Annotated in this window: 17 protein-coding genes and 1 pseudogene; 9 read left to right on the forward strand and 9 right to left on the reverse strand. The window is 65.4% G+C overall.

Going from position 1 to position 16,717, the window contains the following annotated elements:
* Nucleotides 1-197 precede the first annotated feature (197 nt).
* The 3 genes and pseudogenes from JQ639_RS01330 to rplJ form a co-directional block, all read left to right on the forward strand.
* Nucleotides 198-1,469 (forward strand): hypothetical protein, encoded by a 1,272-nt coding sequence (locus JQ639_RS01330; RefSeq protein WP_211970131.1) that lies wholly within the window; start codon nt 198-200, stop codon nt 1,467-1,469.
* A gap of 18 nt (nt 1,470-1,487) precedes the next feature.
* Nucleotides 1,488-2,609, forward strand: coding sequence for a CHAT domain-containing protein (locus JQ639_RS01335; protein WP_211970132.1), 1,122 nt, complete (start codon nt 1,488-1,490; stop codon nt 2,607-2,609).
* A gap of 93 nt (nt 2,610-2,702) precedes the next feature.
* Nucleotides 2,703-3,191 (forward strand): annotated as a pseudogene (gene rplJ / locus JQ639_RS35155) (50S ribosomal protein L10); the annotation flags it as partial.
* Between the two features lie 853 nt (nt 3,192-4,044).
* Here the strand turns inward: rplJ and JQ639_RS01345 are convergent.
* The 3 genes from JQ639_RS01345 to JQ639_RS01355 form a co-directional block, all read right to left on the reverse strand.
* Nucleotides 4,045-5,199 (reverse strand): S8 family peptidase, encoded by a 1,155-nt coding sequence (locus JQ639_RS01345; RefSeq protein WP_211970134.1) that lies wholly within the window; start codon nt 5,197-5,199, stop codon nt 4,045-4,047.
* 230 nt (nt 5,200-5,429) lie between these two features.
* On the reverse strand, nt 5,430-5,993 hold the full coding sequence (locus JQ639_RS01350; protein ID WP_211970135.1) for a TetR/AcrR family transcriptional regulator: 564 nt from the start codon (nt 5,991-5,993) through the stop codon (nt 5,430-5,432).
* 1 nt (nt 5,994) lies between these two features.
* The gene (locus tag JQ639_RS01355) at nt 5,995-6,339 is read right to left on the reverse strand and encodes a DMT family transporter (RefSeq protein ID WP_211970136.1); all 345 of its coding nucleotides are present in this window, start codon (nt 6,337-6,339) and stop codon (nt 5,995-5,997) included.
* Between the two features lie 262 nt (nt 6,340-6,601).
* Here JQ639_RS01355 and JQ639_RS01360 point away from each other — a divergent pair, with 262 nt between their 5' ends.
* From JQ639_RS01360 to JQ639_RS01385, 6 genes are read left to right on the forward strand one after another with little or no spacing between them, the layout of a single operon-like run.
* Nucleotides 6,602-7,828, forward strand: coding sequence for an ABC transporter substrate-binding protein (locus JQ639_RS01360; RefSeq protein ID WP_349644687.1), 1,227 nt, complete (start codon nt 6,602-6,604; stop codon nt 7,826-7,828).
* A gap of 39 nt (nt 7,829-7,867) precedes the next feature.
* On the forward strand, nt 7,868-8,728 hold the full coding sequence (locus JQ639_RS01365; RefSeq protein ID WP_249123631.1) for a branched-chain amino acid ABC transporter permease: 861 nt from the start codon (nt 7,868-7,870) through the stop codon (nt 8,726-8,728).
* Complete coding sequence (locus tag JQ639_RS01370) at nt 8,725-9,708, forward strand: branched-chain amino acid ABC transporter permease (RefSeq protein WP_211970137.1); 984 nt, start codon at nt 8,725-8,727, stop codon at nt 9,706-9,708. Before JQ639_RS01365 ends, JQ639_RS01370 begins: the two co-directional genes overlap by 4 nt.
* On the forward strand, nt 9,705-10,430 hold the full coding sequence (locus tag JQ639_RS01375) for an ABC transporter ATP-binding protein (RefSeq protein WP_211970138.1): 726 nt from the start codon (nt 9,705-9,707) through the stop codon (nt 10,428-10,430). Before JQ639_RS01370 ends, JQ639_RS01375 begins: the two co-directional genes overlap by 4 nt.
* Nucleotides 10,431-10,459: 29 nt before the next feature.
* Complete coding sequence (locus JQ639_RS01380; RefSeq protein ID WP_211970172.1) at nt 10,460-11,161, forward strand: ABC transporter ATP-binding protein; 702 nt, start codon at nt 10,460-10,462, stop codon at nt 11,159-11,161.
* 41 nt (nt 11,162-11,202) lie between these two features.
* A complete protein-coding gene (locus tag JQ639_RS01385) occupies nt 11,203-11,598 on the forward strand; it encodes a carboxymuconolactone decarboxylase family protein (protein WP_211970139.1) in 396 nt (131 codons plus the stop codon).
* Nucleotides 11,599-11,848: 250 nt separating this feature from the next.
* Here the strand turns inward: JQ639_RS01385 and JQ639_RS01390 are convergent, their stop codons facing one another.
* From JQ639_RS01390 to JQ639_RS01415, 6 genes are all read right to left on the reverse strand, one after another.
* The gene (locus tag JQ639_RS01390; protein WP_211970140.1) at nt 11,849-13,057 is read right to left on the reverse strand and encodes an alpha/beta fold hydrolase; all 1,209 of its coding nucleotides are present in this window, start codon (nt 13,055-13,057) and stop codon (nt 11,849-11,851) included.
* Nucleotides 13,054-13,971, reverse strand: coding sequence for an NAD(P)-dependent oxidoreductase (locus JQ639_RS01395; protein WP_211970141.1), 918 nt, complete (start codon nt 13,969-13,971; stop codon nt 13,054-13,056). Before JQ639_RS01395 ends, JQ639_RS01390 begins: the two co-directional genes overlap by 4 nt.
* Nucleotides 13,972-14,072: 101 nt before the next feature.
* Nucleotides 14,073-14,762: a GntR family transcriptional regulator gene (locus JQ639_RS01400; RefSeq protein WP_211970142.1), complete on the reverse strand. Its 690-nt coding sequence runs from the start codon at nt 14,760-14,762 to the stop codon at nt 14,073-14,075.
* The gene (locus JQ639_RS01405; protein ID WP_211970143.1) at nt 14,759-15,034 is read right to left on the reverse strand and encodes a hypothetical protein; all 276 of its coding nucleotides are present in this window, start codon (nt 15,032-15,034) and stop codon (nt 14,759-14,761) included. The genes JQ639_RS01400 and JQ639_RS01405 overlap by 4 nt, the downstream gene beginning before the upstream one ends.
* Nucleotides 15,035-15,122: 88 nt before the next feature.
* On the reverse strand, nt 15,123-15,503 hold the full coding sequence (locus JQ639_RS01410; RefSeq protein ID WP_349644686.1) for a winged helix-turn-helix domain-containing protein: 381 nt from the start codon (nt 15,501-15,503) through the stop codon (nt 15,123-15,125).
* Nucleotides 15,504-15,823: 320 nt separating this feature from the next.
* The gene (locus tag JQ639_RS01415; protein WP_211970144.1) at nt 15,824-16,618 is read right to left on the reverse strand and encodes an AMP nucleosidase; all 795 of its coding nucleotides are present in this window, start codon (nt 16,616-16,618) and stop codon (nt 15,824-15,826) included.
* Nucleotides 16,619-16,717 lie beyond the last annotated feature (99 nt).

Below are 16,717 nucleotides of genomic sequence, written 5' to 3' on the forward strand. Positions count from 1 at the left end.
GTCGATCCGGCATGCCAGGGGCCCCGTTGCATTTCGACCCGGAAGAGCCACGACACGCCAAGATCCCGCGCAAGCATTTTCTGTGAAATCCACCGAGACGGCGATAGCGATCACGCCTCGGTAAGCGCAGAATCAAGCAGCCAGATTCACGATTCGCGTCGCTCACGTCCGTGCGACTTAGAGACGGAATAAGCTGGATGCGCGACGAACCACCATCAAGCGCGCAGCTGGAATTGCCGATCTCTCCTCCCGTTGCGACATCCGACGGGCCATCGATCTGGCTGCTCTCGGCCTCCAGGCCGGACGCGGATTTTTTTCGCCGCTCCCTCAATCCCGATACCCCGAGCGCACCATTCCTGATCGTCGACATGGAGACCGGCGCTTCGCCGCTGTCGCCCGACGATATCATCCTGCTCAAGACCTCGGATCGGCCGGAACTCGACCTGTTCGTGCCGCCATCTGCAAAAGCGGCGATCGATATCGCCGACATTGGCGCGCGCGTCCTCGCGGCGCTGCGTGCGCCGCCACGATATCCAGGCGCGCGGCAAACGCTCGATCTCGCCCTGTTGCGCTTTGTCGGCAGCGCCAGGCGCAATCGCCGGCGTGGCTGGACGCGCAACCGGCTGGAAATGATCGTCGACGCCCTCCTCTGCCGCGAGATCGCGGGCGATGCGAAGCTGTCGGTCAGGCTGTGCGACGACCTTATCGCGGCGTCCGCTACCGAAGAAACCTCGATCCTTCGCGCGATTGCCCTGCGCCTGCGTGCCGATTCCATGTCGCGCATGACATCGTCCGGCGCCAGCCGGCGCGTCGTCTCCAGCACCTATCTCGAAGCGATGGCCGGCTTTCTGCGGGCCGGCGCAACGCGACAGGCGATCACCAGCGACAGGCTGGGAACGCGTTTCAGCGACGACACGACCGAACGCCAGCTTCAGCTCTGGCCCACCGAGCAGGACGCGCCAAGTCCTCTTCCGCCGCCGTTCGGCTTTCACATGCGCCCCTTCACCGGCATGCGGCTTCCGTTCCGCCTGTCGCCGTGGCTCCCGGCCGGAACGGAGAAGGATCTTCTTCGCCATGTCTTCGCCATGTCACTGACGCTGGACATGGCAACGCTTGCCCGCTGGTTGTCCGGAACGATGACACGATCGCGCGCGGCATCGGCGACCACTCTGGCCGACACAGCTGCGATCGGCGACGACAGGTTCGTCGAATTCGTGCTCGACAGCGAGTTCGCCATCCACGCCGGATACGCCGGAAAATCGCTGTTCCGTCCGACAGATGCCCACGGCTTCCAGCTCGTGCCCTTGAGCAGCACTTGCCGCCTCGAGCCATCGTTCGTGCACGCCGAGTTCGGACGGCCCGCCCGTTTCAAGATCAAGCCGCTCAAGGGCCGGCACCACCGCATCGACCTGATGATCTTGACACCGTCTGCCGCGCAGACGAGAATTCCGGTCATTGTCCGATCCTGATTTTTTTGGTCATTTCCAATGGCGTCCGGCGGCTTGCACGAGAGCTTTGCGGCGGCTTTTTTCCGCCGTTCCCATCACCGGTGGGAATGGTGTGTCGTTCCGACAATCTCCGGCGGCGCGCTGACCATCGAGAGCGGTCCGGACGATGAAATTCATGACGCCTCGCTCGAACTCGATGGCATTCTGGATTCCCTTCCGGACGTCGTGAGAGGCTGGGCAGGACGTTCTCCGGAAGCGCGTCACGGCGATCTCGACGCGCTCAAGACCTGCGGAAGACGACTGACCCGCGCCTTGTTCGGCGAACGCCAGCACGAGTTCGTCAGGGAGATGAAAGCACTGGGATTTCCCACGATTTCCCGAATTACCGACGGGACGCTGCCGCAACATCTCGTTGAATTCTGTCTGCTGACCGATGGCGACGAGGAATTTTTTCTGGGCGCCAGATGGCCCTGCATCTATCGCATCGACAACAGGTCGGCTCCGGACCTGAACGCCCTCTACCCCGCCCTTCAGGTGACTGAACGGCGCATCGGTTATGCGGAGGACGACAGCCTGGCAAGCGCCTGCACGGCCCACAACAGTCCACAGCGCCCCGATATCGAGGAAATCTATCTTGCGATGGAGCTGGCCCGCGACAGCGGCACGCTGATCGTTCTCGATGCACTGAGCGAAAGCGTCGGCGAACGGGACGTCGCGATCTTCCGGGACTGGATGCATGATCGCCATCACGTCAAGCATTTCAATGCCCACGTCGAGATCACCGAGCGCATGTTCCGCATGCGCGTGCGCTCGAAAGCTTTCGTCGGCAAAGGCGCGATGCCGCCCGCAGACCGCTTCGATCTCACCGGCAGTTGCGTCTTTCTGAACGCGTGCTCATCCGGGCGCGGATCGAGCAGTTTCCGCACGTCGATGGCCTGGTATCTCAAGAGCCAGAATGCCGCGTGCGTGATCTACACCACGGGCCCGGTCGACGACACGTTTGCGACGCGGTTCGCCCGCTCGATCTATCGCCATCTCGACCAGGGCCGCAGGACGCTGATCGAAGCATTGACCGGAGCCCGCCGCGAATTGCTGCAAGACGGGCATCCCATGGCATTGCTCTACAACTTCATCGGCCCGGACGGATATGTCCTGAACTGACCCGCGTCGGCGACTGTCCGCGAACGTCCCAGTTGCAATCCGAACGTCAACCTCAGGCGTTGCCCAGCGCCTTTACAACCCGGCAGGTCGCACGTGGAACGAGCAGCCAAGAAGCAGGAGGTCGCGAACCTCAACTCGGTTTTCAGAAAGACCGGGGTCGTGGTCGTCGCGCTCTATGGCGGACTGACTGTCCGCCAGATGGAGACGCTCCGCCGGCAAATGAAACTTGCCGGCGCGTCCGTGAAGGTCGCCAAGAACAGGCTCGCCCGGATCGCAATCCTCGGCACAGACTACGCCTCGATATCGTCCCTGCTGGTCGGACAAACCTTGATTGCGACCTCCTCCGATCCAATCGCCGCGCCGAAGGTCGCCGTCGAATTCGCCAAGGCGAACGAGGACTTCAAGATCGTGGGCGGCGCGATGGGGCCGGTGGCCCTGAGCGCCGAGGCGGTTCAAGGGCTGGCGACGCTGCCATCATTGGACGAACTGCGGAGCAAGATCGTCGGCCTGCTCGTTGCGCCTGCAACCAAGCTCGTTCGAACGATCAACGCACCGGCGACCACGCTCAGCCAATTGATCCAGATGCGCCCCGAAGCGGTTGCCGATGCCGCAATCGCGGTGCACAATCCTTCCCATGGGAACCCTGCTCCCGAAACGCAGGCCGGAACTTCCACCCGCGAGGGACCGTTAACCGCCCGGCAATCTCTGCCATCCATCATCGTCAAAAGCCTCGAAGCACCAGAGGCTTATGATCGGATCGACGGCATCAGGGCAGCGTCACGGTTTCTTCTTTCCGTCGCGGAGAGAGACAAGATGCCAAGCAAGTCAGCGCCGCTGTCCGCCGCGGAGGCCTTCGAAGCTTCCACGATCCCGGCGCGGCTCTACAGCAAGATGCTGCTCGCCGACGCGGACGAAGCGCGTCAGGCGGCCTATGCGCTTGTCGTCAGCGCGCCGCAGTTTCGCGGTGAGCTCGACCCGAATGCATCCCCTCTGAAACTCGACGAGAGCCAGCAGCGCCAATTCCGCTCCGGGCTGCTGCGGCTGCTGTCGACAATGAAACTGAGATATTTCCTCGACGTCGACGCGACACGGCGCGCTCCATCCGATCCGGACGTCCTCGACCTGCACGTCAAGGTCAAGGTGACACGCCGGCTGCCGTTCACGATCGGCAACAAGGCGGTTTTCCTGGATGAAGCCAAGGTCGTCGATGATCGCCTGAGCATATCCAGTCCCCTCGCCGATCGCGTGTCCGCGACCAAGACCGCTGGCGTCGAGCACGATGAAAGCGGACTGGTCGCGCAGGGCGAAGCGGACATGATCATTCGCGCCGATCACATCCTTGGTCAGCGCGTGCCGATCGTCGTCTATTTCGATCGCGCGGAAGACGCCGTGAATGTCGAAGTCTCGTCCTTGATCTCGTCCTGATCGGCGCGGCTCACGGCGCCGTCACCAGCCCTTCGCCGATATCGGCCTCGTCGCAATCCGCAGCGAAACGCTCCCGTCGTGCCGTTGCCCGCAGCCGCGCCGCGACACTCTCCGCATCGGGCTTGCGCCCTTCCGCCCTGAGGCGTTGCCACCACAACGCTGCAACCCCTGCGACATGCGGGCAGGCCATGCTGGTGCCGCTGCAGGACTTCATCTGCCCGTCACGCCAGGCCGAATGGATGTTGACGCCCGGTGCGCTGAGCGTCGGCCAGATGTTGGAGAAATTCGCGGCCCGAAACATCGCACCGTCGAACGACAGCGCACCGACCGACACGACGCCATCGGCGGCGGCCGGCAGCGACGCGGCAATGCGATAATCCTTCTTCAGATCACGGCGGCTTTCGTTTCCGGTTGCCGCGATCACGATGGGCGACACGCCCAATGACGAACGCGATTTGAGCACCGCCATCATGGCGTCGAACATCCGCAGATTGCTGCGATAGGCCTCGAGCGCCACCGACGTCGCGAGATCGGCAGGCCAGTTGTCGGCGACCATGTCGGAGACCATCCCGGTGAAATCGAAGCCCAGCGACATCGAGATCACGTCGGCTCGCTCGTCGAGAGCCCACTGCATGGCCTTGAACACCATCTCCGCTTCGCCGCTGCCATGCTTGTCGAGAACCTTGCAATCGAGCGCCCGGGACACGCCGCGCGCAACCCCGATCCTGCGCCCCTTGACGTCCCGCCCAAAGATCGTGCCCGCGCAATGCGAGCCATGGCCATGGCCGTCTCCGACGCCCGTCCCGGTAAAATCCCGAGGCTCGATCGCCACGCCGGCAAAGGCCGGATGCGACCGGTCTATGCCGGTGTCGACGACAGCGACGACGACGCCCTCGCCGGTGTACTTGCTGTGATCGGCCCGGATCGCCGACAGCGCCCAATTCTCGGGTCGGCCGGCGGCAATCATTTCGCCGAGCGGCTCGATCAGCGTCGTGCGCATCGCCGGCGCAACTGCGCGCGTCTTCGGATCGCGCGCAATGTCACGCAGCTCCTTTTCGGAAAATTCTCCCGCCTCGATCGACACATCGGCGCCGCTGTCCACCCCGCGCACACCGGCCGCCCCGCGCCGCGTCGCCGAGCTTCTCAAGACGATATACCGTCGCATGCTTGCCCCATCATGCGCCGTCGGTCGCAATGGCAGCTCCGACGCGCCTTCAAAATCGTTTCACGCAATCGATCGACGAAAATAACGCAACTGAAAGGGCGGACAGTGTCGCCGACTTCTCCGGCAGGGACAAGCCAAATGCGCCCTCGCGCGGCTCGGGCGCCGAGAACGACAGCTGCATGACAGAACACGCCTGACAAACGCGGCGGCGTTCCGGGACGGCGGAACTGCTAGGGCTCATATGTCATCGCGACAAGCCGCTCCCGCAGCGGCGCGAGCTGCTCGCTCGCCCCCTCCGTGCCAGCTGCGCCGTAGAACCATGCGCCATCGGCCGCAAAACGCACGACTTCGAGAAGCGGCGTATCATCGGTGTCGCGATGGCGCACGAGACGTTCCTGCAGCCAGGTCGCCCAGAACGGCCGCAGCCGTGGGTCGGTGATCATCGCCATGCTGAGCGCCGCCATGTCGCCACCGAACGCGAACTCGTTGCCGGCAAGCGCACTGTTGACATAGGCACGTGTGAACGCGCCGTGGGGCTGGGGATCGTTCGCCATCAGCGCGTCGATCTCGTCGTCGAGCCGTTGGAGAAGATCGGCCAGCATGCCGTCCAGCAGTGCGTCCCGGCTCGGAAAGTGGTGGAACAGACCGCCCTTGGTGACGCCGGCGGCATCGGCGACCGCTTGGATGGAGACGCCGGCAAGCCCATGCTGCAGGACGAGGCGCGCCGCGGCATCGAGCAGCGCTCGCCGCACCGCCTCGGGCTCCTTCTTCCGGCTGTAACCGCTGCCTGTCATCTCAATGTCCCGTCGCCTGCGAAAACACCTGCATCACCACCACGCCGCCGACGATCAGGCCGATGCCGATGAACGCGGCCAGGTCCATCACTTGACGAAAGGCGACGACGCCGACGATCGCCGTCAACACAATGCCAAGTCCTGCCCAGATCGCATAGGCGACGCCCAGCGGCATTACCTTCAGCGCCTGCGACAGGAAGAAGAACGCCGCCACATACAGCACGCCCATGCCGACCATCGGCCCCATCCGTGTGAACTGCTCCGACTTCAGCAACAGCGCTGATCCTGCGACCTCGCACGCGATCGCAAGTCCGAGGGCGCCGTAGCCCAGCAGCATCGGATTCATCATAGGCCTCATGATTGAAGATACCAACCGTCCGGTTTCTAAATAACAGCAATTTCTGATCCGCCAAGGGGAGAGACACGAGGAGAGCCAAGCAGAGAGCCGCCCGATCGCTGCGTCAAAGCGCGCACTGAATACTATCAGACAATCTGTCAATGCTATTGACAGGCAATCGGCGACTGAGTCAGGTTGCCGCCAGCATCGGCCCACCTGGCGTGGGCGTTGGCCAAGCGCGAAGCGCAAGCAGCATCCAGGGAGGCGACCCGTGAGCAAGATTGAAATCAGGACGACGGCAGGTGTGACCCGGCGGCGAGCCCTCTCGCTCGCAGCGGCTGGCGTCGCCATGCCGTTCGTGCTGCGCGACGCACGGGCGCAGGGCAAGGCGGTCAATGTCGGCGTGATCGTGCCGCTGTCGGGCGCCAACGCGCAGTTCGGCATCAACTCCCGCAACGGCATCGAGCTCGTTGCCGACGAGATCAACGCCGCCGGCGGCATCAAGTCGCTGGGGGGCGCGCGCATCAACCTCGTGGTGGCCGACTCGACCTCGACCCCGACCACGGCCGCCAACGTCGCCCAGCGCCTGCTGACCCAGAACGACGTCGTCGCCATCCTCGGCGCATTCGCCTCCTCGCTCACCATCGCGATCTCCGAAGTGACCGAGCGCCGCGGCGTGCCGCTACTGACCATGTCGTTCTCCGACCAGATCACCGGTCGCGGCTTCGAGAACATCTTCCAGGTCGTCGCCAAGGCCTCCGTGCTCGGCAAGGCGCAGTTCGATGGCACCGTGGCCCTCGCCGCCGCCGCAGGGCAGAAGCTCGAAAAGGTCGCCATCATGTACGAGGACACCGCCTATGGCACCTCGCAGGCGACCGGCCTGCGCGATGGCGCCAAGGCCGCCGGCGTCCAGGTGGTGATGGACGACGCCTACCCGCTCGGCATCACCGACGTCACGCCGCTGATCAACAAGCTGCGCGCCTCCGGCGCCCAGGCCGTGTTCCCGGTGTCGTACCTCAACGACTCCCTGCAGATCATCCGCGCGATGCGTCAGCAGAAAATCACTATCCCCGCGATCGGCGGTGCCGCCGGCTACGTCATTCCCGATTTCGAGAAGGGTCTCGGCGAATTCGCCGAAGGCGTGCTGTCGATCTCGCCGGCCAACTACGACCTCGACACCGCGCTGACCGAGCGTTTCCGCAAGCGCTTCGGCTATTTCATGGTGCACGAAGCGCTGGAGCACGCGGTGTGCATGGATGTGCTGGGACAGGCGCTCGAGAAAGCCAAGTCGACCCAGCCCGACGCCCTGCGCAAGGTGCTGCACGACACCCGCTTCGAGGGCGGCTGGACCAGGACCATGACCGGCGGCGCGGTGCAGTTCGACAAGGCCGGCCTCAACACCCTGTCCAGCCCGGTGATGGTGCAGTGGCGCAACAAGGAACTGGTCACCGTGTGGCCGTCCGAATTCGCCAAGGGCAAGGCGGTCTGGGCGAGCTGACGCGCGCGCCTTTCGACTGCAGAGCGGAGAACGACTGATATGGCGGTGGTGCAGGCCATCCTCGATGGACTGATGATCGGCGGCGTCTATGCCCTGATCTCGATCGGGCTGACGCTGGTGTTCGGCGTGATGGGCATCGTGAACTTTGCGCAGGCCGAGTTCCTGATGCTCGGCATGTTCGTCGCCTACTATGCCTGGGCATGGCTCGGCCTCGACCCGTTGCTGGCGGCACCGCTCGCCTTCATCGTCGTGTTCGCGCTCGGCGCGCTGCTGCAGCGCCTTCTGATCCGGCGCGTCATGCAGGCGCCGGAAGTCGCGCAGATCTTCCTCACGGTCGGGCTGCTGATCGTGCTGGAGAATGCTGCGCTGCTGATGTTCGGCTCCGGCTTCCGCTCGGTGACGACGCCCTACCAGACGTCGTCGCTGCAGCTCGGCCCGCTGTTCATCAGCGTGCCCTATCTCGCCGCGTTCGCGATGTCGGTGGCTTCGGGCCTGGTGCTGTTCGTCTTCATGAAGTCGAGCTGGTTCGGCCGCGCCATGCGCGCCACCGCCCAGGATCCGATGGCCGCCAAGCTGATGGGCATCAACGCCGACCGCATGCACATGCTGGCGTTTGCCCTCGGCGTCGGCCTCACCGCGTTCGGCGGCGCGGTCATCCTGCCTTACCTCACGGCCTCGCCGGCCGTCGGCGGCCAGTTCGTGGTGCTGATGTTCACGGTCGTCGTGCTCGGGGGTCTCGGCTCCGTCGCCGGCGCCGTGGTCGGCGGCCTCGCGGTCGGCATCATCCAGTCGCTGTCGGCCCTCGTGTTCCCGATCCAGTTGCAGAACCTCGTGCTGTTCGTCGTCTTCATCGCGGTGCTCGCGCTGCGGCCCAAGGGCCTGCTCGGAGCCGCCCGATGACCCGCTCACCCATGCGCCTCATTCTTCTCGTCGCCCTGATCGCAGCTGCGGTCGCGGCTCCCTTCTTGTTCGATCCGCGCGGCTATGCCATCCGCATCCTGTGTCTGGCGCTGCTGTTCGGCGCCATGGCGCAGTCGTGGAACATCGTCGCCGGCCTCGCCAACCAGGTCTCGCTGGGCCATGCCGCCTTCTTCGGCATCGGCGCCTACACCTCGACGCTGCTGCTGATCCATTTCGGTATCTCGCCGTGGCTCGGCATGATCGCCGGTGCGCTGCTCGGCGCCATCGCGGCCCTGCTGATCAGTCTGCCGACCATGCGGCTGCGCGGCCACTATTTCGCGCTCGCCACCCTTGCGTTCGGCGAGGTGATGCGGGTCATCGCCAACAGCTGGGGCAGCCTCACCGGCGGCCCGGTCGGGCTGTCGGTGCCGTTCGCGCCGCCGAGCCTCGCCATGCTGCAGTTCAAGGAGACGCGGCCGTATTACTGGCTGATGCTCGCGGCACTCGTGGTGGTCACATTGATCTTCGTCGCCATCCGGCGCAGCCGCCTCGGCTACCGCCTGCGCGCGATCAAGGAAAACGCCGACGCCGCCGAAGCCATCGGCGTCGACACCACCCGCACCAAGATCATCGCCGCGGTGATCTCGGGCATGCTGACCGCGTGTCTTGGCACGCTGTACGCCCAGTTCCAGTTCTTCTTCGATCCCGACACGGTGTTCGGCGTTGCCTCGATCTCCGTGCGCATGGCGATGATCGCCATTGTCGGCGGCGTCGGCACCGCAGCCGGCCCGATCCTCGGCGCCTTCTTCGTCATCCCGCTCGAGGAATTCGCCAACCAGATTTTCTCGGCCCAGGCCGCCGGCCTGTCGCAGCTCGTGTTCGGCGTGCTGCTGATCCTGGTGATCCTGGTCGAGCCGCGCGGTTTCATGGCGATCGGCCCGCGCCTCAAGCGCCTCATTGGCAAGGGAGGACAATCATGACCGAGCCCCTGCTTCGGGTATCCGGAATATCCAAGCGCTTCGGCGGCTTGCAGGCACTATCGAACGTCTCGCTTGACGCCAATGCCGGCGAGATCGTCGGCCTGATCGGCCCCAACGGCGCCGGCAAGACGACGCTGTTCAGCAACCTTGTCGGCCTGCACCGGCCCGACAGCGGCTCCGTCCGTCTCCAGGGCAAGGATCTCGTCGGGCTGAAGCCGCACCGCATTGCCGCCGCCGGCATGGTCAAGACGTTCCAGAACGTCGCGCTGTTCCTGGATTCCTCGGTGCTCGACAACGTCCTTACCGGCGGCCTAATGCGCCGCTCGGTGGATGGCGCGCGCGATCTCGCCCGGCAGTGCCTGGAGCGTGTCGGCATCAGCGCCATCGCCGACAAGCTGGCCCGCGATCTCTCGTTCCCCGAACGCGCCCGCGTCGAGGTGGCGCGCGCGCTGTGTACCGAACCCCGCGTGCTGCTGCTGGACGAAGCGATGGCCGCGCTGAACCATGTCGAGATGGACGAATTCATGGCGCTGCTGCGCCAACTGCGCGAGGAAGGCCTGACGCTGATCATCGTCGAGCATCACATGCGCGCGATCATGTCGCTGTGCCAGCGCCTTGTCGTGCTGAATTTCGGCCAGCTCATCGCGACGGGAACGCCGACGGAGATCTCCCGCAACCCCGCCGTGATCGAGGCCTATCTCGGCCGCTCGGCCGCCGCCTGACGGGAGTTGCCATGCCCAGTCCATCCCCCTTGCTCGACATCCGCACGCTCAACGCGGGCTACGGCGCCGTCGACGTACTGCACGATGTCGCGCTGAGCGTCGACGCCGGCGAGTTCGTCTGCGTCATCGGCGCCAATACCGCCGGCAAGAGCACGCTGCTGCGCACCATCTCCGGCCTTGTCTCCGCGCGCGGCAGCATCCGCTTCGAGGGCACCGAACTCGTCGGCCGGCCGCCGCACCAGATCCCGGCGCTCGGCATCGCCCATGTGCCGGAAGGCCGCCACGTGTTTGCGGAAATGACGGTCGACGAGAACGTCATGCTCGGCGCCTATGCCGTTCGCCACGCCGCGGACCTGTCGCGGCGGCGCGAAAGGGTACTGACGATGTTCCCCCGCCTGCGCGAGCGCCTCACACAGGCCGCCGGCACGCTGTCCGGCGGCGAGCAGCAGATGGTCGCCATCGGCCGCGCGCTGATGCTCGACCCGCGCTTGCTGCTGCTCGACGAGCCGAGCCACGGCCTCGCGCCCAAGGTTGTCGACGAGCTGCACGACAGCTTCCTCGCCATCAGCAAGACCGGCACCGCGATCCTGCTGGTCGAGCAGAACACGACGCTTGCGCTGTCGGTCGCGAGCCGCGGCTACGTGCTGGAATCCGGCCGTGTCGTGCTCGCCGGCACCAGCCAGGATCTGTCCCACAACGACGCCGTCCGCAGCGCCTATCTCGGGCTGTAGCGGCGACCATCACTTCCAACCCCGGCACGAAAGAGGTACCCATGTCTCACAGCGATCAGTTTGAAAAAGGCCTGCAGGTTCGCCGCACGGTGCTCGGCACCGAGTATGTCGACGGCAGCATTGCCAAGGCCGACGACTTCATGATGGCGTTCCAGAACATCACCACCGAGTGGTGCTGGGGCTATGCCTGGACCCGTCCCGGCCTCGATCACAAGACCCGCTCGATGCTCAATCTCGCCATGCTGACCGCCCTCAGCAAGCCGGTCGAGCTCAAGCTGCACGTCAAGGGCGCCCTCGCCAACGGCGTCAGCGTCGAGGAGATCAAGGAAATCCTGCTGCACGCTACCGTGTATTGCGGCATCCCGGCCGGCCTCGATGCCTTCAAGGCCGCGCACGAGGTGCTGAAGGCCGAGGGCGCGCTGCCTGAAAAGAAGTAAGCGTGATAAGTTAGGCTCGATCTGGAAATCCATCATTCGAGGGTCTCGCTTCGCGAGACCACCTCAAGATGACGGATGACGACGATCGAGCTTCAAATCATCAAGCAGCCGAAACGATTGCGCTGCGCCGTGCGGGACATGGGCGCAGCGCAGTTCGTTTGAAGGGCTTGCTGCCACCCAATGACGCCGTGGAAGACGCCAGCGGCGAAGATGATAGTCTCGTGTGGGGACCCGCAGCCGGCTATTCAGCTCACCTGCCCGCGTGCGCCAGCGCCGCGACGAGATGCGGCCGGAACAGATCCGGATGCTCGCACATTGGAAAGTGGCCGAGCCCGTCCATCACCCGCATCATCGCGCCGGGAATGAGCGCAGCGAGCTTCTCGCCGTCTTCCGGCGTCGCCGAGTAGTCGTAAGTGCCGCACAACAGCGCCACCGGGGTGCGCGCCGCGTCGATCTTCGGCGCGACCACGGCGCCATCGAACTCGTCGCTGTAGAAGGCGAGATCGCCGGTGTAGACCTGCGGCGCACCCTGGGCATAGATCCAGGCCGCGCGGCGGCGCTGGTCGAGCGGGCTGGTCGGGCTCATCAAGCCGCGCACAAACGCCGGATTATGCAGTCCCGCATGAACAGCGACATGGTGCTGGAACGGGTTGCGGCGCCCCTTGGAGCGGAACGGCGGCTCGATCGCGACCGCGCCTGCGACCAGGTCCGGACGCTCGGCGGCCAACATCAGCGCCATCGCCGCTCCCATCGATCCGCCCGCGACGATAACCCGCTCGCCGACCACCTGCTCGATGAACGCGCTGCACCAGCCAAGATAGCGCGCGGCCGTCAGTTGATAGGCCTCGCCCTTCCAGCCAGACGGCGGCAGCGAGCGGCCATGGAACGGCATGTCCGGCGCGATCATGCGATAGCCGCGCGCAAGGCCGATATCGGCGAGCTGGCTGAGGAACTGACGACCGTCGGCCCCGGCGGTGTGCAGGAACAGCACCGGGCGGCCCTCGCCGGCGCTGTCGGCGAACATGTCGCAGACGCCTTCGTCGAGCGTCACCTGGTGATAGCGCCCGGCGATCTCACCGATATCGCGCGGCATGGTCTCGGCCGGCGCCGCCGGCGAGGCGCAGACCAGCTCGAACAGCCGCTCCAGCACACCCCGCGCCTGCGCGATCCGGAGCGGATCGCCTTCCACGGTGAACGCGTCGTTAGCGATCGCAAATGCCGTGAATGCCTGGAAGCGTGGTGGCGGCGGCACCGTCAGCACCCGCTCCCAATCGGCGACACCCGCGCGTAACACGATGTCGGCCGGCGCCTGCACATCGAAGCTCACCTCGCCGTCGTCGAGCCGCAGGCGGATCTCCTCGCCCATGCCATGGAGATGAAGCCCGGCCCTGAGCCCCGCGCCGAGACGACGCAGTTCGGGATCGCCGAGCGCGACTGCGAGGCGGGCGTGGAGGATCATGCGGTTGCGGTGCGGTTGGCGTCGATATCGGCGAGGAAGCGGTAGATCTCGGTGTGGTCGGCATCGGCCTTCAGGGAGCCGCGGGCCTTCTCCCAGAGATCGGCGACGGCGGCGATCTGCGGAATGCCGAGCCCGAGATGGCCAGCGAGATCAGCCGCGATCCGCAGGTCTTTCGCCATCAGCGCCAGCGAGAAGCCGGAGTTGAACGCTCCACTGATTACGAACGGCTTCATCTTCACTTCGGTTGAGTTGTTGCGCCCGGTCGAGGCGTTGAGCACATCGACGATCGTCTCCGGCGCGAGGCCGAACTGGCGGCCGACCAGCAGCGCCTCGCAGGCGGCGACGAGGCCGGCGGCCGAAACGTAGTTGTTCAGCGCCTTCATCGCATGACCCGAGCCGATCGGCCCGGTGGCAAAGATCGACTTGCCCATCGCCGCGAGCACCGGGTGTGCGCGCTCCACCTCGTCTTGCGGCCCGCCGGCCATGATCGCGAGCGACCCGTCGACGGCGCGGCGCACCCCTCCCGACACCGGCGCGTCGATCAGGGCAATGCCCAGCGGCGCGAGATCGGCCGCAAGGCCCGTGGTGTCGGTCGGCGCCGACGAACTCATGTCGATGATGAGGGTGCCTTTCGGCAACGCCTTCGCGATGCCGCCGTCCCCGAGCAGGACGTCGCGGACGATGCGCCCGTTCGGCAGCATGGTGATGATGGCGGCGGCGCCGGCCGCAGCCTCGGCCGCCCCCGTGAAAGCCTTGCCACCCGCCGCCGTGAGTGCCGCGCGGGCCACCTCGGCGAGGTCTGCGCCGTGCACAGTGAAGCCGGCGCCGATCAGGCGCTTCGCCATTGGCAGGCCCATCTGGCCGAGGCCGATCACGGCAATGGTGGCGGGGGGAGAGATAGAAGATGTGGCCATGGCGTTCGTCCTCTGATCCGCGCGGCCACGCTGAACGACCATGCGGTGATCAAGGATGTATCACCATTGTCAGACAATCTGTCAATCTGAAAAGCCAGAGTCTACTCCGGCGCCCCGCTCCCCTGACGGGCCAGCACGGCCATGGCGACCTCGGCTGCCTTGGCAATGTGGTTCCTGCAGAGCGCCTCGGCCCGCTCCGGATCGCGCGCGACGATGGCATCGTAGATCTCGCGGATCTCGGCGACGCTGTCGTCGAGCCGGCCGGCCTGGGTCATCGAGGTGACCCGCAACAGCGTGATGCGGTTGTGGAGGGTGGTCAGGGTTTGGGTGACGAACACGTTGCCCGCGCCCTGGGTCAGAACGGCATAGAATCGCGTCTTGGCGGCGACCAGCGCGGCGCGATCGCTGCCCTGCGCAGCAGTTGCGAATCCGTCGACGGCACGGCCGAGTTCGGCGATCGCGGCGTCGCTGCCATTCCGGGCGAAGTTTCGCCCCGCAAACCCTTCCAGAAGCGCGCGAAGTTCATAGAGCTGGCGCGCCTCGTCCGGGCTGATGGAACTCACCTCGGGGCCCCTGTGCGGCACCGTGACCACGAGCCCCTCCGCCTCAAGCTGGCGCAGCGCCTCCCGCACGGATGTCCGCCCGACGCCGATCTGCTCGCACAGCTCGCGCTCGATCAGCCGCTGCCCCGGCTTGAAATGACCGGCCGCGATGGCGCTGCGGATCTTGTCCTCCACCAGCAGCCGCAATGTGGCCGCCTGGCGGGGAATCTGGAGATTGATCTCGTTCATTCCATACTCTTCACGCCCGCCCGCCGATCGGTCAATCGCGATCGCGAGGCGGCATTCGCCGAGATTAATGAATTGTCTGCTAGCAGGCAATATGACGGAAAGAAGCCCTCGTGCGCTTCGACGATCGAGACGCAGCCGCGGATCGCGACCAGCAAAGCTGGCTGTATTTCAATCAATGAACGTGAAGGGATTGCTACCATCCGTTGGTTCAGCATAGCCCTGATGCTGTCGTCATCGACCATCTGGCCGCCGATCGGCGAAGCGCTGGCCACGCCGACATGACGCGTCGCTGGTCGCCAACGAGAGTCGCTCTGCGCAACACCCGCCTCGGTCGCTCGTGCTTGCTGTCGGCTCGAGCGCTCAGGCTATTGTCCGACGCACCCGGCTGCGGCGTTCGACATCCGACTGCAGCTTGACGAGATCTTCGCGCACCGCGGCCGTCGCGGCCTTCTCGATGCGGCGATAGCGTTCGACCAGCGATACGCCGAGCGGTGTGAGGACAGAACCCCCGCCATCACGCCCGCCCGTCTGGCGCGCGACCACGACGCCGCAAATCCTGGTCATCTCCTCGACGAGATCCCAGGCCCGCTTGTAGGACATGTTCAACGCCCGACCAGCGGCCGAGATCGAACCCAGCGCATCGATCTGCTCCAGCAAGCTGATCTTGCCCGGCCCTATCCGCCCATCGGAAGCGAAGTCGATGCGGATGCTGAGCTGCGGCAATGCCTTGCGCCGCGTCACTCCGCCAGCGGTCCTGGTCATTGTGGCGCTCCCGATGCCGATGCGGCCCGAGCCCAACGAGCCGGAGCCTTAGGCTGCACGTTTGGCAAATGCAACAATCGCCGCCTGCGGCGCGCCACCGGGTCGGATAGCGTGACGATCCCGAGCGGATTGCCACGGGCGACCATCACCTCCATCTGCCGCGCGACGAAGCTGATGATGCCGTGAATTGCGCCGGACCAAAAGCCGTGTGGATGCATCTCGCTCCCTAATGGAAAACGCGGTGGCATGGCGGCGACACGCGTACCACGTTCCACGGCACCCGGCGGTCGTGGCGTGCGTCAGTGGCCGTCGTCGAAATCGTCCTCGAAGCGCAGGTGCTTGACGCTCTGGCCACGGGCGCGAACGTGCTGCAACGCCTCGATGCCGACGCGGATATGCGTTTCGACGTAGGTCGAGGTGACCTTGCGGTCGGAGTCCTCGGTCTTCACGCCTTCAGGAATCATCGGCTGGTCCGACACCAGCAACAGCGCGCCTGTCGGGATATGGTTGGCGAACCCGGCTGCGAAAATCGTCGCCGTTTCCATATCGATCGCCATGGCGCGGGTTCTGCGCAACTGCTCCTTGAAGCGATCGTCGTGCTCCCAGACGCGGCGGTTGGTGGTGTAGACCGTCCCGGTCCAGTAGTCATGGCCGAGGTCGCGGATCGTCGACGACACCGCGCGCTGCAACTGGAAGGCCGGCAACGCCGGCACCTCCGGCGGCAGGTAGTCGTTGGACGTGCCCTCGCCGCGAATGGCGGCGATCGGCAGGACGAGATCGCCGATCTGGTTCTTGCGCTTCAGGCCGCCGCATTTGCCGAGGAACAGCACCGCCTTGGGCGCGATGGCGCTCAACAGATCCATCACGGTGGCTGCGTTCGGGCTCCCCATGCCGAAATTGATCAGGGTGACGCCGTCCGCGGTGACGCTGGGCATCGGCCGGTCCTCGCCGCGAACCGGAACTGCGTGCCGGGCCGCGAACCAGGCGACATAGTGCTCGAAATTGGTCAGCAGGATGTAGGGGGCGAATTCAGTGAGCGGCACGCCGGTGTAACGCGGCAGCCAGTTCTCGACGATGGCTTTCTTGTCTTTCATGTCCGTGCATCCATGAGTCGGCTGCGGGCGAGTCTAGCAGATCCCCTCCTGCCGGTTGCCTGTCACATCACAACACATTGTGTGATTTGAGCCTGCCCC

This window comes from Bradyrhizobium sp. U87765 SZCCT0048, assembly GCF_018131225.1.
Classification (GTDB): domain Bacteria; phylum Pseudomonadota; class Alphaproteobacteria; order Rhizobiales; family Xanthobacteraceae; genus Bradyrhizobium_A.

Excerpts from the sequence above, each read along its gene's own strand:
- JQ639_RS01385 (WP_211970139.1), top strand. The coding sequence starts at position 11,203 with ATGTCTCACAGCGATCAGTTTGAAAAAGGCCTGCAGGTTCGCCGCACG.
- JQ639_RS01335 (WP_211970132.1), top strand. The coding sequence starts at position 1,488 with ATGGCGTCCGGCGGCTTGCACGAGAGCTTTGCGGCGGCTTTTTTCCGC.
- JQ639_RS01390 (WP_211970140.1), bottom strand. The coding sequence starts at position 13,057 with ATGATCCTCCACGCCCGCCTCGCAGTCGCGCTCGGCGATCCCGAACTG.
- JQ639_RS01415 (WP_211970144.1), bottom strand. The coding sequence starts at position 16,618 with ATGAAAGACAAGAAAGCCATCGTCGAGAACTGGCTGCCGCGTTACACC.
- JQ639_RS01345 (WP_211970134.1), bottom strand. The coding sequence starts at position 5,199 with ATGCGACGGTATATCGTCTTGAGAAGCTCGGCGACGCGGCGCGGGGCG.
- JQ639_RS01330 (WP_211970131.1), top strand. The coding sequence starts at position 198 with ATGCGCGACGAACCACCATCAAGCGCGCAGCTGGAATTGCCGATCTCT.
- JQ639_RS01395 (WP_211970141.1), bottom strand. The coding sequence starts at position 13,971 with ATGGCCACATCTTCTATCTCTCCCCCCGCCACCATTGCCGTGATCGGC.
- JQ639_RS01375 (WP_211970138.1), top strand. The coding sequence starts at position 9,705 with ATGACCGAGCCCCTGCTTCGGGTATCCGGAATATCCAAGCGCTTCGGC.
- JQ639_RS01350 (WP_211970135.1), bottom strand. The coding sequence starts at position 5,993 with ATGACAGGCAGCGGTTACAGCCGGAAGAAGGAGCCCGAGGCGGTGCGG.
- JQ639_RS01370 (WP_211970137.1), top strand. The coding sequence starts at position 8,725 with ATGACCCGCTCACCCATGCGCCTCATTCTTCTCGTCGCCCTGATCGCA.
- JQ639_RS01365 (WP_249123631.1), top strand. The coding sequence starts at position 7,868 with ATGGCGGTGGTGCAGGCCATCCTCGATGGACTGATGATCGGCGGCGTC.
- JQ639_RS01400 (WP_211970142.1), bottom strand. The coding sequence starts at position 14,762 with ATGAACGAGATCAATCTCCAGATTCCCCGCCAGGCGGCCACATTGCGG.
- JQ639_RS01355 (WP_211970136.1), bottom strand. The coding sequence starts at position 6,339 with ATGAATCCGATGCTGCTGGGCTACGGCGCCCTCGGACTTGCGATCGCG.